General features: G+C 70.2%; 13 protein-coding genes. 10 read left to right on the forward strand and 3 right to left on the reverse strand.

Annotated elements, in window-relative coordinates:
- Positions 1-130: 130 nt before the first annotated feature.
- Together LXT23_RS18725 and LXT23_RS18730 are read right to left on the reverse strand one after the other, a co-directional pair.
- On the reverse strand, positions 131-424 hold the full coding sequence (locus LXT23_RS18725; protein WP_253981565.1) for a hypothetical protein: 294 nt from the start codon (positions 422-424) through the stop codon (positions 131-133).
- A gap of 59 nt (positions 425-483) precedes the next feature.
- Positions 484-1,092 (reverse strand): hypothetical protein, encoded by a 609-nt coding sequence (locus LXT23_RS18730; protein ID WP_253981566.1) that lies wholly within the window; start codon positions 1,090-1,092, stop codon positions 484-486.
- Positions 1,093-1,397: 305 nt separating this feature from the next.
- Between LXT23_RS18730 and LXT23_RS18735 the strand changes: the two genes are divergently transcribed.
- The 4 genes from LXT23_RS18735 to LXT23_RS18750 all read left to right on the forward strand — a co-directional run bounded on the left by LXT23_RS18735 (position 1,398) and on the right by LXT23_RS18750 (position 3,861).
- Complete coding sequence (locus LXT23_RS18735) at positions 1,398-1,673, forward strand: hypothetical protein (protein WP_253981567.1); 276 nt, start codon at positions 1,398-1,400, stop codon at positions 1,671-1,673.
- Positions 1,674-1,959: 286 nt separating this feature from the next.
- Complete coding sequence (locus LXT23_RS18740; RefSeq protein WP_253981568.1) at positions 1,960-2,208, forward strand: hypothetical protein; 249 nt, start codon at positions 1,960-1,962, stop codon at positions 2,206-2,208.
- Complete coding sequence (locus LXT23_RS18745) at positions 2,205-2,555, forward strand: ComEA family DNA-binding protein (protein ID WP_253981569.1); 351 nt, start codon at positions 2,205-2,207, stop codon at positions 2,553-2,555. Before LXT23_RS18740 ends, LXT23_RS18745 begins: the two co-directional genes overlap by 4 nt.
- Before the next feature lie 121 nt (positions 2,556-2,676).
- Positions 2,677-3,861 carry a serine hydrolase domain-containing protein gene (locus LXT23_RS18750; protein WP_253981570.1) on the forward strand — a complete coding sequence of 395 codons (1,185 nt, stop codon included), beginning with the start codon at positions 2,677-2,679 and terminating at the stop codon, positions 3,859-3,861.
- A gap of 66 nt (positions 3,862-3,927) precedes the next feature.
- Here LXT23_RS18750 and LXT23_RS18755 read toward each other — a convergent pair whose 3' ends face one another.
- A complete protein-coding gene (locus LXT23_RS18755) occupies positions 3,928-4,458 on the reverse strand; it encodes a hypothetical protein (protein WP_253981571.1) in 531 nt (176 codons plus the stop codon).
- Between the two features lie 325 nt (positions 4,459-4,783).
- On the opposite strand from LXT23_RS18755, the gene cysK reads away from it, so the two are divergent.
- From cysK to LXT23_RS18785, 6 genes are all read left to right on the forward strand, one after another.
- Entirely contained in the window at positions 4,784-5,698 is a 915-nt protein-coding gene (gene cysK / locus LXT23_RS18760; RefSeq protein WP_253981572.1) for a cysteine synthase A, read from the forward strand.
- A 128-nt stretch (positions 5,699-5,826) separates the two neighbouring features.
- The gene (locus tag LXT23_RS18765) at positions 5,827-7,542 is read left to right on the forward strand and encodes a dipeptidase (protein WP_253981573.1); all 1,716 of its coding nucleotides are present in this window, start codon (positions 5,827-5,829) and stop codon (positions 7,540-7,542) included.
- A gap of 283 nt (positions 7,543-7,825) precedes the next feature.
- Positions 7,826-8,386, forward strand: a complete 561-nt coding sequence (locus LXT23_RS18770; protein ID WP_407692893.1) for a MarR family winged helix-turn-helix transcriptional regulator — start codon at positions 7,826-7,828, stop codon at positions 8,384-8,386.
- 292 nt (positions 8,387-8,678) lie between these two features.
- Entirely contained in the window at positions 8,679-11,825 is a 3,147-nt protein-coding gene (locus LXT23_RS18775; protein ID WP_253981574.1) for a DUF4175 family protein, read from the forward strand.
- Positions 11,822-13,603, forward strand: a complete 1,782-nt coding sequence (locus LXT23_RS18780) for a peptidase MA family metallohydrolase (protein ID WP_253981575.1) — start codon at positions 11,822-11,824, stop codon at positions 13,601-13,603. The genes LXT23_RS18775 and LXT23_RS18780 overlap by 4 nt, the downstream gene beginning before the upstream one ends.
- 91 nt (positions 13,604-13,694) lie before the next feature.
- On the forward strand, positions 13,695-14,126 hold the full coding sequence (locus tag LXT23_RS18785) for a DUF1622 domain-containing protein (protein WP_253981576.1): 432 nt from the start codon (positions 13,695-13,697) through the stop codon (positions 14,124-14,126).
- The last annotated feature ends 47 nt before the right edge of the window (positions 14,127-14,173 follow it).

Raw genomic sequence — 14,173 nt, forward strand, 5'->3', positions numbered from 1 at the left:
ACCCCCCCTCATGCGAATTCCGCGTGACGCAACCTCCCCACCGCCGGAGGCCGGTGCTCGTGAGTCAACAGCCCACGCCGCTCCGCCTCCAGCCCGCGAGAAGACAGGGCGCCGGAAAGCGCGCTGTGAACTACGGCTCCGCCGTCCCCGCGTCCTCGCACCCGGTGCCCGCGTCGGGTGAGTCCTCCGCACAGTCGGGGAGCCCCCCGGCCAGTACCTCCTGAGGCGCCCACGTGTCGTCCGGCCCCTCGTCACCGAGGGACTCGGACCCCGTGCCGGAGTCCGGGGGGAGGATGTAGGCGATGGGGTCCTCGACGCTGCAGCCGCCCCAGGCCAGCAGCCCCAGCAGGAGCAGTCCGCCGGGAAGGAGCGCGGGCGCCACCCGGCGGTCGCGGGGACGGGGTGAAGCGGGGGTGCGGTTCATCGGAGGTGACTCTCGCGCAGGTAGGGAGTGGGAACGCGGTGGGAGCCGGTGCGAAGGGCTCATGGGAGGATCATGAACGCGAGGCCCAACCGGGGCTGCACCGCCCACCCGCTGTGGAGCGGGAGGAAGCCCTGCTCGTTGACGTAGCCGATGACGGGCCTGCCGAGGACGACGTCCAGCGCGACGGTGCCCTCCACCGCGACGAGCCGCGACAGGCGATAGCGCACGGAGGTGTCCGGCCCCACGAGGAGCGCGGGCACGAGGCGCGGCTTCGCGGCGTCGACGCCCCGGAAGAGAGGCTCCACGGAGCGCGCGAAGACGAGCACCCCGGCGCCTCCGCCCACGCCCCACCGCCACGCCCCGGACCGCATCACGGCCTGGTCGAGCCAGAAGCCGAAGGTGTACTGCTCCAGGTTCACCTCGGTCCGCTCGTCCCTCAGCCTGTTCGGCAGGCCCGCCAGGAACTGGAAGCGGAAGCGCAGCCCCGGGAACTCCCAGCCGGCGCCAAGGTAGATGCCCTGGTGACCGAGGTCCGAGTACCCATCCAGCGCGCTCAGGCCGCCCACCATCAGTTGCCACTGCACGGAGGAGCGCTGCGCGGCGGGCTCCGCCAGGGGAAGCGCCTGCGTGTCCTGCGCCCGGGAGCCAGCCCCGACGAGGAGCGCCATCACGAATGCGAACCGAACCCACCCGCTGCCCGATGCCATGGCCGGGACGCTAACGCCCGCCGAGGGAACGGGGAAGACCCGCGACGCCCGGGAGTACGTCGGTCGTCGTGGTTCTCCCAGCCGTGCACCACGCCGCCCCGGAAGTGGACCTGGAGCCTGGAGCTTGCCCGGTAGAGAGGCGTCTGCGGGTAGTCCTCACGGCACAACCACTTTCTCCGAGCGCAAACACCCCTCGCTATGATGCTGGAAGGGGCCGTTCGAGGTGCAGGGTGTCATCTCAATACAACGCAGACTGGGGATTCACGATGCGCTGGCGCGACCTTGCAGTCGGCCTGGGCCTGGCATTCAGCGTGGTGGCCTGCGGCGACATGACGAAGGAAGTGCCAGAGCACTTGTTGCCCCTGGGGTCGCTGACCGGCGGCGAATGCAGCGCCAGGGGCGGAGAAGCGCTCATGGACCCGGGGGACGGGAGCATGGTTGCTGCTGGGCGGTGCCCTGATGGAAGGCAGACGCTCGGCTACATCGATTGCTGCGAGGGTGGCTTCTGCTGCGAGGAAGGCGGGCTGTGCGGCAAGCCGTAGCGCCGCGCGAGTGCCACGCCGGCTGAGCGTTCCTGGGTTCGAGCCAAGGGCGCGGGAGCAATGAAGCGCACGCCTCCCGTGCCCTCTTGCCCCCTGAGAACCCACTGGAGCATCGCCGCCCGTCCCTGCTGACGGACGGATTTCCCCAACCTGTACGGTCCTCTCCACACGCTCCGAGGGAAGCCTCGCTGGCACGCCGCCTGCTCATGCTGTCGTCGACCTCAGGCGGTCGAGCTGACGAGGCAGCCGCGCCGTGGTGGCGCGGTGAGGAGTGTGGAGGTGGTCGATGCTGACGGCGGGAAAGCGGTTGGCGGTGTTCTCCATTCGCGAGGGCAAGGGCGGGAGCATCTGGGTCCGGGCGGGCAGCGCGTTCGTCAACAAGGACGGCTCGCTGAATGTCTTGCTGGACGTGCTGCCCCTGGACGGGAAGCTGCACGTGCGCGAGGCGGCGGAGAAGCGGGACACGGCGGCGGCGGGAGGGCGGTACGCGGGTGAGCTGGGGCTGGATGCGGCACCGGTGGGTGGCCACTCGTGAGGCGGCTGTGCGCGGTGGTGCTGGGCCTGCTGTTGTGCGGGCCCGGGGTGGCGGAGGCGGGCAAGCTGCGCACGCAGTACTCGGGCACGGTGAACCTGAACGAGGCCACGGCGGAGCAGCTCGACATGCTGCCGGGCGTCGGGGAGAAGGCGGCCCAGCGCATCATCGAGCATCGCAAGAAGCGGCCCTTCCAGCGGGTGGAGGAGCTGGTGCGGGTGAAGGGCTTCGGGAAGAAGAAGTTCCTCAAGCTCAAGGCCCACCTGGCGCTGGCCGGGCCCACGACGTTGAAGGTCGAGCAGGTGCTCGCCCCTCCTGACGGAAAGGAGGTGGTCGGCACGAACAACTGAAAACCCCTGAACTGAACTCCGGCAAAGGGGGCCGCCGTCCGGGATTTCTCTCGTGGCCCAGGGCGGCGGCCCTTGTTTTTTCTACGCGAGCGGTGACACCCACGCTCGGCGGCAGTGTTTCATGAGCATGAACATCGTGACGGCTCGGACACTCGAAGTGACACTGCTCCCGCGACTGGGGCGCGCGGTGCTTTCCCTCGCCCTGCTCCTCGGCATGGCCGCGACCGCCAGCGGCTGCGGTGACGACGACGAACCCACCCCGTCGTCGCTGCACGCGGACCTGCAGGCCACTCTCGATGACGTCGTCGCCCAGGGAGTGACTCCGGGCGTCGCGCTGGTCGTCACCTCGGGCAATGGCCAGTCCTGGTCGGGAGCGGCCGGTCTCAGCGATGTCGAGCGCAAGCTGCCCATGTCCGCGCAGGACGCCTTTCGCGCCGGCAGCATCCTGAAGACCCTGGTCGCCACCGCCGTGCTGCAGTCCGCCGAGCGGGGCGTGCTCTCGCTGGACGACACCCTGACGGAGCGGCTGCCGGCGAATGTGACGGCCCGTATCGCGAATGCGGAGTCCATCACCGTGGCCATGCTGCTCAGCCACCGGTCGGGCATCCCGGAGTGGGTCACCGACGAGACCAACATGGCCATCATGTCCGACCCGGAGCACGTCTGGACGCTCGACGAGATTCTCGGCATCGCCGCAGCGCAGCCGCCGGTCTTCGCTCCAGGAGCGATGTACACCTACTCGAACACCAACTACGTGCTGCTCGGTGAAGTCCTCTCGGCCGCGGAGGGCCGCAGCTGGCGCGAGGTCGTCCGCGAGCGGGTCATCGCGCGGGCCGGGCTCTCGCACACGACGCTGCCCGAGCCGGGAGACACGGGCTGCGCGGCCTCCTGCGCTCGCGGGTACGTCCCGTTCGAAGACGAGCTGATGGACTTCACCGCCGTCGACCCGTCGATGGCCGGGGCCTCCGGCGGTCACGCCCTCGTGACCACGGCCGCCGACCTCGCCACCTTCTGGAAGAAGCTCCGCGCCGGTGCGCTGTTCGAGCGTGCTGCCACCCTGGACGCCATGCTCGCGTTCCAGCCGGCACCCGAGCCCGAGTCCCGGCTGGTGGGCTACGGCCTCGGAGTGATGCAGCTCGACTCCCAGGGGACCGTCGCCGTCGGGCACCTGGGCGGCACGGCGGGCTACCAGAGCTTCATGCTCTATGTGCCCGAGACCGACCGCTACGTCACCGGGTTCATCAACGTGATGGGTGACCTGGCCGCGGTGCTCGAGCCCATCCTGGCCCGCGCGTCACGCCCCTGAGCCTCACCTGAACCTCAGACAAAGCCGCTGCCCGGGGAACTGGGCGGCGGCTTTGTCGTGCCGACCTCACCGCGGCGGCGGTATCTCGATGCGGATGTCGGACCGGCCCACGCAGTATCCGTAGAAGCCGAAGGGGCCGCACTTGGAGGGCAGCTCCACGTCCGCATGCCCGATGGGGGCGCTGCTCCGAGCGGCCTCACCCGCTCCCTGGGCGACCCAGGCCACCACGCGCCACTTGCCCGACTTCGAGGAGCCGATTCCCGAGCCCAGGCTGAACTTCACCGTGCGCTGCCCGTCCTCCAGTGGAATCGACTGGCGGTAGGTCTCCCGGGAGCTCCCCGGAACGTCCGGCACCGGAGGGACGGACCTGTCGAAGTCCCCCGTGGAGACACCCGCTTGAAGCTCGAGCGTCGCCCCCTGGGGGTAGGCGAGTCCCTCGGGCAGGTGGACTTCGCCGGAGAGCGGAGGTGAAGGTGGGTCGCAGCCAACGAGCCCCCACGCCAGACCGCCCAGCGCGGCCCACGCAACGAGGCGTCCCCGCCTGCTCACGCGTGCTTCACCGTCGACGCTCCTGCTGCTGTTCACGAACCGTCTCATGTCTCGACTCCCTCCACCGGCCCGGCCCCTGTGCGCGGATGAAACTCCATGTTCCACGGTCCGTTCCACCGGATTGACGGCCGCCATCCACGGCGGCGATAGTGGAGGACGCATGTTCCTCCCGCTCCCCACGACTGGCGCTCAGTGCTGCTGCTGCTGCCGCGTGGCGTGTGCCTGCTGCTGTCTGGCGGGCCCCGAGCCCTGGGAGAGCGCGTAAAGCGTTCCTGAGCCTCTCCCGTCGCTCGCGCGGCCCGCCCTCCAACGAGGTGTCGGGCCGCTTCCATTTTCACATCCTGCAGTCCCCCCTTCCACCCCGAGGCCCACCATGAAGGCAGCCAACATCCTGCAGACCATCGGCAACACCCCGCACCTGCGCATCAACCGCCTGTTCCCCTCGCGCGTCGAGGTCTGGGTGAAGCTCGAGCGCGCCAACCCGGGTGGCAGCATCAAGGACCGCATCGCGCTGTCCATGGTCGAGGACGCCGAGGCCCGGGGCGTGCTCAAGAAGGACAGCATCATCATCGAGCCGACCTCCGGGAACACCGGCATCGGCCTCGCCCTGGTCGCCGCGGTGAAGGGCTATCAGCTCACCCTCGTCATGCCCGAGTCGATGAGCATCGAGCGCCGCCGCCTCATGGCCGCCTACGGCGCCAAGCTGGAGCTCACCCCGCGCGCCCAGGGCATGAAGGGCGCCATCGCCCGCGCCCAGGAGCTGGCGGCCCAGACGCCCAACTCGTGGATTCCCCAGCAGTTCGAGAACAACGCCAACGTGGAGGTCCACCGCCGCACCACCGCCCGCGAAATCCTCCAGGACTTCCCCGAGGGGCTCGACTACCTCATCACCGGCGTGGGCACCGGCGGCCACATCACCGCCGCGGCCGAAATCCTCAAGGAGCGCTTCCCGCGCCTCAAGGTCTTCGCCGTGGAGCCGACCAAGTCCCCCGTGCTCAGCGGCGGCGCGCCCGGCCCCCACCCCATCCAGGGCATCGGCGCCGGCTTCGTCCCCAAGATTCTCCAGACGGAGCGGCTCGACGGCATCATCCAGGTTCCCGAGGAGGAGGCCTTCGACTTCGCGCGCCGCGCCGCCAAGGAAGAGGGCCTGTTCGTCGGCATCTCCTCCGGCGCGTCCCTGGCCGCCGTGCAGCGCAAGCTGGGAGAGATTCCCGACGGCAGCCGCGTGCTGACGTTCAACTACGACACCGGCGAGCGCTACCTCTCCATCGAGAACCTCTTCGTCTGAGCCGGGCGCCACACGGCGGGCCCGGCCCCGCGCCGGGCCCGTGTCCCACCGCGTCAACGGGCAGCAGCCAGGGAGGCGACCGCCGCGAGCGGTGGCCAACCCGGGGCGGCTTGGTAGTCTGCGCCGCCATGAACCGACGCTTCGCGAATCTGCTCACCGCGCTGCCCCTGACGGCCGCGCTGGTCGCTCCGCCCGTGCTCGCCTGCACCAGCATGGTGGTCAGCAAGGGCGCCACGAAGGATGGCGCCACGCTGATGACCTACTCGGCCGACTCGCACGAGCTGTACGGCGAGCTGTACCACACGCCGGCACGCCGCAACGGCCCGGGCGCCATGCGCGACATCATCGAGTGGGACACCGGCAAGTTCCTCGGCCGGATTCCCGACGCGCCCGAGACGTACTCCGTCGTGGGCAACATGAACGAGCACCAGCTCTCCATCGGTGAGTCCACCTTCACCGGCCGCGACGAGCTGGCCGGGCCCGCGGGCATCATCGACTACGGCTCGCTCATCTACATCGCCCTGGAGCGCGCGAAGACGGCGCGCGAGGCCATCCAGGTGATGACGCAGCTGGTGGCCGAGCACGGCTACGCCTCCACCGGAGAGACGTTCTCCATCGCCGACCCCAAGGAGGCGTGGCTGATGGAGCTGATTGGCAAGGGCAAGGGCCAGAAGGGCGCCGTCTGGGTCGCCCGCAAGCTGCCCGAGGGCTACATCTCCGCCCACGCCAACCAGGCCCGCATCCGCCAGTTCCCGCTGGACGACAAGGAGAACACCCTCTACTCGAAGGACGTCATCTCCTTCGCGCGCGAGAAGGGCTGGTTCAAGGGCGCGGACAAGGACTTCAGCTTCGCGGACACCTACCACCCGCTCGACTTCGGCGGGCAGCGCTTCGCGGAAGGCCGCGTGTGGAGCATCTTCCGCCGCGCGGCGCCGTCCATGAAGCTGGGCGTGGAGTACGCGGACGGCTCGGCGCCGAACAAGCGGCTGGACCTGTGGGTGAAGCCGGACAAGAAGCTGTCCGTGCAGGACGTCATGGCGCTGATGCGGGACCACTTCGAGGGCACCCCGCTGGACATGACGAAGGACGTGGGCGCGGGCCCGTACGCGGCGCCCTACCGCTGGCGGCCGATGACGTGGGAGGTGGACGGCAAGAAGTACGTCCACGAGCGCGCCATCTCCACGCAGCAGACCGGCTTCTCGCTCGTCGCGCAGATGCGCGCGTCCATGCCGGCCCCCATCGGCGGCGTGCTCTGGTTCGGCGTGGATGACACCGCCATGACGGTCTACACGCCCATGTACGCGGGCATCCGCGACGTGCCGAAGAACTTCGCCGTGGGCGTGGCCAACCGCGGCACCTTCTCCTGGGACTCGTCCTTCTGGGTGTTCAACTGGGTGTCCAACCAGGCCTACGCGCGCTGGAGCGACATGTCCGTGGACGTGCAGCGCGAGCAGAACGCCCTGGAGGGCCAGTTCTTCGCGGACCAGGCCGAGGTCGAGAAGGCCGCGCTGGAGCAGTACAAGCGCAGCCCCGAGGAGGCCCGCCAGTACCTCACCGCCTACTCGGTGAAGCAGGGCGAGAAGGTCCACAGCCGCTGGCGCAAGCTGGGGGAGAACCTCCTCGTGAAGTACATCGACGGCAACGTCCGCGACGAGCAGGGCAAGGTGAACCACCCGAAGTACTCGGAGGAGTGGTACCGCCGCATCGCGAAGGAGAAGGGCAAGGCGCTGGAGATGCCGCCCGAGCCCAAGAAGGAGGAGCCGGCCCCCGTGGCGGCTCCGGCCGCGCCCGCGGCCCCGGCCCAGAAGCCCGCGCCCAAGCCCACCGTGGCCCCGGCCCCGTAGTCCCGCGGGCCTGACCGATGGCAGCCAGAAGGGCGCCCGCCGTGAGGCTGGCGCCCTTCTCTTTTGCGCAGCCCTGCCCGGCGGTCAGCCAGGCAGGCGACCCCCTCCAACCTCCGGGCCGTCACGGGCCACACCCTCCCTGGGACGGCCATGAAAGGTGGGGAACCCGGGTGCCTGGCTTGCGGGTGCTCAACAGACAACGGATTTTCCTCAGCAGGGGGCGCCTTGAAGGGGTAGACCTTCTAGGAACCCAAACGATTGGAAAGAAACTTGGAGGCCGCAGGTGAGGGATGATGCACCCCTGAAGGACACGGCTGGTGGGGAGCCGGAGCAACCGGAAGGCGAGCGACCGAAGGGTCCTCCGCTCGGAGAGGTGCTCGAGTTCATGCGGCTGCTCTGGGCGGTGGACCACGGTCTCCAGTCCACGTCCAAGCGCATGGAGTCCACGCTGGGGCTCACCGGTCCGCAGCGGCTGGTCGTCCGCCTGGTGGGCCGCTTCCCCGGCATCACCGCGGGCACGCTCGCGCAGATTCTCCACGTCCACCCCAGCACCCTCACGGGCGTCCTCAAGCGGCTGGAGAAGCGGGGCCTGCTGGAGCGCAAGGCGGACCCGCTCGACGGGCGCAAGGCGCTGTTCGCCCTCACGGAGTCGGGCCGCGCGCTCGACATCCCCTCCGAGGGTACGGTGGAGGCTTCCGTGCAGCGCGTCCTGTCGCGGATGTCGCGCACGCGCATCCTGTGCACCCAGGACGTGCTCACCGCGCTCGCCCAGGAGCTGGGCGGCGTGCCCACGCCGGACGAGGAAGGCAGCGAGGCCGGGCCCCGGAAGTCCGCCCCGCGCTGACCTTTGACCCGCCCCTTCCGTGAAAAACGAAGGGGCATGGGCCGGCCGAGCCTCGGGCCGACCGGCCCCTTCCCCACCCCACCCGGGGAGCCCTCTTCCTGGATGGCCGAGGCCCGTCTCCCGCGTTGCCTCCCAGACCCTCCCCTCCCACCTCCTTCCGGCGCCTGACACCCGGGCCCCCTTCCGCTCCGCCGTGGCGCCTGACGCCTCGCGCCGGAAGGGAGGCTGCTAGAGAATCGGGAAATAGGTCGCCCCGGTGGGGGTTGCCTCCCCACAGAGCGGACAGGACAGCGTGAACCTCGAAACCCCGCAGACCCCAGGCCCCGAGCTGCTGCCCCCGCCTCCCCCGCCCCCGTCGGCGCCGGCCTCCCGGGCCCGCTCCGGGGCGCGGTCGCCGGGGGTGGAGGCCCTCCTGTCCGCCGTGCGCACCCGCCAGCGCCGGCACCTGTGGCTCCAGGGCGGCATGCTGGGCCTCTGCGCCGCCGGGGTGCTGCTCGCGGCCGGCGGCTTCCTCGGCCTGGTGGCCCCACGCCTGGGCGGCTCCCTCCTCTGGCTGGCCCTCCCGGTGGGCGTCGCCGTGGCCTGCGCCTTCGGCCTGTGGCTCGCGCGCAAGCAGGTGGGTGACGACGCGCGCACCGCGCGGCTCGTGGGCCTGCGGCGCCCGGAGCTGTCGCTGGACGTGCTCGCCGCCGTGGAGCTGAAGCACCAGGGCGACTCCGAGGCCGGCGGGTCTCCCGAGCTGGCCGATGCCTTCCTCCAGCAGATGGACACCCGGGTGCGCACCGTGGACGTGCGCTCCGTGGTGGACGGCCGTCCCGTGCGCCAGGCCGCGCTGGCCTCTGGCGGCGTGCTGCTGGCGCTGGCGGTGCTGATGGTGTTGCTCGGCGGGAAGTGGTCCGCGGGCCTGGCGCGCATCCGCGAGCTGGCCAGGAGCCCGGTGGCCCCGATGCAGGTGGAGCCCATCACCGGCGACATCGAGCTGACGTACCGCTACCCCGCGTACACGGGGCTGGCCCAGCGCACCGTGCCCGGCACCAACGGCGAGGTGAGCGCCCCGGCGGGCACCGAGGTCGTCCTCAAGACGCGCTCGGACCGCGTGGTGGAGCGCGCGGAGCTGGTGGTCAACGGCCAGGCGCTGCCCCTCACCGTCACCGGCAACCGGGACCTGGAGGGCACCTTCGTCGCGAAGCAGTCCGGCCACTACCACTTCATCTTCTACGGCGCGCGCGACAAGCAGCTCGCCAAGGGCCCGGACATCGCGCTCAACGTGGAGGCCGACAAGGCGCCGCAGGTGACGCTGATGACGCCCGCGGTGGAGCTGGAGGTCGACCCCGGCGACAAGGTGACGCTCAAGTACGAGGCCACGGACGACTACGGCCTGTCCGGCCTGTCGCTCGTCTACCGCCTGCCCGGCTCGCCGAAGGAGACGCGCGTGCCGCTGCGCCGCGAGGACGGCCGCCGCAACCGCGCGACCTTCGACTGGGATCTGGGCACGCTCAAGGTCGACCCCGGTGACAGGATTTCGTACTACGTGGAGGCGCTGGACAACGACGCGGTGGAGGGCCCGAAGAAGGGCGTCAGCCGCACCCAGGTGCTGCGTGTCTACTCCGCCGCCGAGCACCGCCGCGCCGCGCTGGAGAAGGCCGAGCAGCTGTGGGGCCGCATGGTGGACCACCTCGCGGACCGCCTCGAGGGCCCGGACCGCGTGAAGCAGAAGGACGTGCAGGCGGTGGCCTCGGCGGCCTCGGTGGACACCAGCGGTCAGCAGCTGGTGACGGACCTGCGCACGCTGGCCCAGGAGCTGGCGCGCGAGCGCGACGTCCCCACCGAGCTCGTCTCCGCGCTCAGCCACATCTCCGAGTCGCTGGGCAGCCACATCAACGGCACCGCCGAGTTCCGCCGCCTCTTCCTGCGCACCCAGCGCGCCCGGGGCGAGGACTGGGGCACCGGCAACCGCCTCACCGCCGTCGTCAACGAGGAGATAGAGGAGCTGGAGAAGGACATCCTCTACCTGGAGTCGCTGCTCGACAGGCAGAAGCTGGAGGCGCTGCAGGACCTGGCCAAGCAGCTCGCCAACGAGCGGCGCGAGCTGGCCAACCTGGTGGAGCAGTACAAGAACAAGCCGGACGACGAGGCCCGCCAGGTGGTGATGGAGCAGATTCAGCAGCTCAAGGCCCGCATCCAGGAGCTGATGCAGCGCATGGCGGAGATGCGCAAGGGCATCCGCGACGAGCACCTCAACGCCGAGGCGCTCAACGAGCTGATGAAGGAAGAGGACATGCAGGGCGCGCTCGAGCAGGTCGAGAAGCTGATGCGCGAGGGCAAGACGGACGAGGCCCTGGCGAAGCTCCAGGAGCTGGGCATGCAGATGGACGAGATGCTCCAGAACCTGGACAAGGAGGGCAGCGAGTTCGGCGCCGAGCAGAACCCCGAGCTGGTGGAGAAGTTCGGCAAGTTCATGGAGGAGCTGCAGAGCACCGTGCAGGAGCAGCAGAAGGTCGCGGACCAGACGCGGCAGCTTCGCGACCAGGCCCGCTCGCAGAACCGCGAGCGGCTGGCGGAGAAGGGCAAGGCCCTCAAGGACGACCTGCTGCGCAAGGTGCAGCAGGCCCAGGAGAGCTACAAGAAGCTCAAGCCGGAGCAGCTCAACAGCCGCGCCGCGCGTCCGCTGGAAGAGGCCCAGTCCGAGCTGCAGAACGTGGAGAACGCGCTCAAGGTCAACGACTTCGACCTGGCGGCCGAGGCCGCGGCCCGCGCGGAGGATGCCTCCCGCCAGCTGTCCATGATGGGCGAGCAGCAGCGGCAGCTCGACGAGATGTTCGGCAACCCGCCCGAGGTGCGCGAGCAGTCCGCGCAGCTGGCCCAGCGGCTGGAGCGCGACGCCCGCAGCGTGGAAGAAGTGAACCAGCAGCTCCAGTCGCTCTTCCCGCCTCCGGGCTCGCAGCTGTCCCAGCAGGAGAAACAGCAGTTGCAGCAGTTGGCCCAGCAGCAGGGCCAGCTGGAGCAGCGCGCGCAGGGGCTGCGCCAGCAGATGGAGGAGATGGGGCAGATGGCGCCCCTCTTCGGGGAAGAGGCCACGCAGCAGATGGAGGGCGTGGGCCAGCGCATGGGCGAGGCCGCGCAGCGGATGCAGGGCAAGGACCCGGGCCGCGGCTTCGGTGAGCAGCAGGCGGCGCTGGAGGGGCTGCGCCAGTTCCAGCGGCAGATGCAGGAGGGCCAGCGCGGAGGCAAGGGCGGCCTGCCCCTGCCCATGGGCGCGGGCGCCCGCCGCCAGGAGGGCAACGGCAAGGACCCACGCAACCAGGTGGAGCTGCCGGACGAGGACGCCTTCCAGGCGCCGAAGGAGTTCCGCAAGGACCTGCTCGACGCGATGAAGCAGGGCGCCCCGGAGAAGTACCGCGAGCAGGTGAAGCGCTACTACGAGGAGCTGGTGAAGTGAGCCACCCCATTCACGAGTCGCCGCGGGCCCCGCGGGCCCTGCTCCCGGTGCTGGCCGTGGCCCTCTTCTGCCTGCCCCCGGCGGCGTGGGCGCAGGACGCCTCCCTCAAGGACGAGGTGAAGAACCGGCTGGGCCGCGTGGAGCAATCCCTGGACGACTGGGACGTCCCGGGCGCGAAGCGCGAGCTGGCGGAGGTGGAGCAGCTCATCCCGTCGGACCTGGAGCCCCTCAAGTTCTACCAGGGCCGCGTGGCCTTCGAGGAGGGCCGCTACGTGGACGCGGCCACCCTGCTGGAGGGCGCCAACATCGAGGACAGGCCGGGCAGCTACCTGCGGCTGGCCAAGGACACGCGCGACATCGTCAAGAACCACCTGCGCGCGGAGAGCGAGCACTTCATCTTCCTGTACCCCAAGGGCAAGGAAGAGGTGCTGGTGCCCTACGCCCTGGAGACGCTGGAGGCCATCCACCGCGCCATGGCGGAGGACCTGGGCTGGACGCCGCCGGGCGGCAAGACTCGCGTCGAGGTCGTCAACAACGCGCGCGAGCTGTCGCGCGTCAGCACGCTGAAGGAGAAGGAAATCAAGACGACGGGCACCATCGCCATCTGCAAGTTCAACAAGCTGATAGTGACCAGCCCCAAGGCGGTGGCGCAGGGCTACGACTGGCAGGACACGCTGGCACACGAGTACATCCACCTCGTCATCAGCCAGATGAGCCGCAACACCGTCCCCATCTGGCTGCACGAGGGCATGGCCAAGTTCCTGGAGTCGCGCTGGCGCGGCAAGGCCGGCATGGCGATGACGCCCTCCACGCTGGCCCTGCTGGGCAAGCGCGTGAAGGCGGACACGCTCGTCCCCTTCGAGAAGATGCACCCGTCGATTGCGATGCTGCCCACCGCGGAGGACGCGGCCACCGCCTTCGCCGAGGTCTTCTACGCCATCGACTACGTGCACCAGACCAAGGGCTCCGCGGGCCTGCGCGCCATCATCCACGAGCTGAAGGCCGGGCAGAAGGACCGCAAGGCGGTGGAGGCGGCCATGGGCATGCCCTTCGCCCTCTTCGAGAAGTCCTGGCTGGCCCACATCAAGAAGCAGCCCTTCCCCCCGGAGCTGCTGCCGCGCGAGGACCGCGTGGTGCTGAAGGAGGACACCAAGGGCAAGGGGCAGGACGAGAAGAAGGGCCGCGAAATCTCCTTCGGCGAGTTCGACAACGTGGAGGAGGTTCCGGCGCGCAAGTTCGCCCACCTGGGTGAGCTCTTGCGCGAGCGCAACCGGGTGAAGGCAGCGGCGGAGGAGTACGCCAAGGCGCACAAGCTGGTGGGCGACAAGTACGAGTCGGTGTCCAACAAGTACGCGCTGGCCCTGCTGGAGCTGAAGCGGCTGGACGAGGCGGAGAGCGTGCTGCGCGGCAGCCTGCGCGTGTACCCGGGCTCGCCCACCACCAACGTGCACCTGGGCCGCATCCTCCTGCACCGCAAGGACTACCCCAAGGCGAAGACGGCCTACCTGGAGGCGCTGGCGTCGGACCCGTTCGACCCGGAAATCCACCTGGCCCTCACCCGCATCCACAGCTCGCTGGGCGAGTCCGCGCTGGCCACGCGCGCCCGGCTGGCCACCTCGCAGCTCACCAACCTCAAGCCCGAGGACGTCGACCGCGCGGCTCAAATCTTCCTCAAGGAGGAGGGCGAGCTGTCGGAGATGAACGTCCCGGCCGCCGGGGGTGCGGGCGAGCCGAAGCAGGCCCCGCCCCCGCCGCCGGCTCCCGACGCCGGGCGCTGACCGCCCGGGCTGTAGCAGCCGAGCCGCCGGGCGCCCGCCCTTCCGTGGTCGCTCTGCACCCCGTGCGTAGCTTCACGCGCGGGGAGGCACGATGGAGCTGCGCTCACTCATCCCGCTGGCCGCGCACGTCATGGAAATGGCGGGCGTGGGCGCCATGGTGCTGGGGGCCGTCCTCGCCACGGTGCTGCTCGCCAGGCGGCGCGGGCTCCCGCCCGGTGAGGCCTACCACCGGTTCCGGCTGAACCTGGGCCGCGCCATCCTCCTGGGCCTCGAGTTCCTCGTCGCCGCCGACATCATCCGCACCGTCAGCGAGGAGCCCAGCCTGCGCGGCGTCCTCGTGCTGGGGCTCATCGTCCTCATCCGGACCTTCCTCAGCTTCACCCTCACCGTGGAGCTGGAGGGCCGCTGGCCCTGGCAGAAGGGCGAGCCCACCGTCGAGCCCGTCCCCGCGCCCCGCTTCCCGCCCGCCCCCTCTCGCTCGGCGCGCGAGCCCTCCCAGGAGGAGCCGCATGCGCGCCACTGAACCCTCCCGCCGGACTTCACGAATTCCCCCTCAACCAAGGAGAAGCA

Origin of the sequence: Pyxidicoccus xibeiensis, from assembly GCF_024198175.1 — a bacterium.
In the GTDB taxonomy this organism is placed as follows: Bacteria; Myxococcota; Myxococcia; order Myxococcales; family Myxococcaceae; genus Myxococcus; species Myxococcus xibeiensis.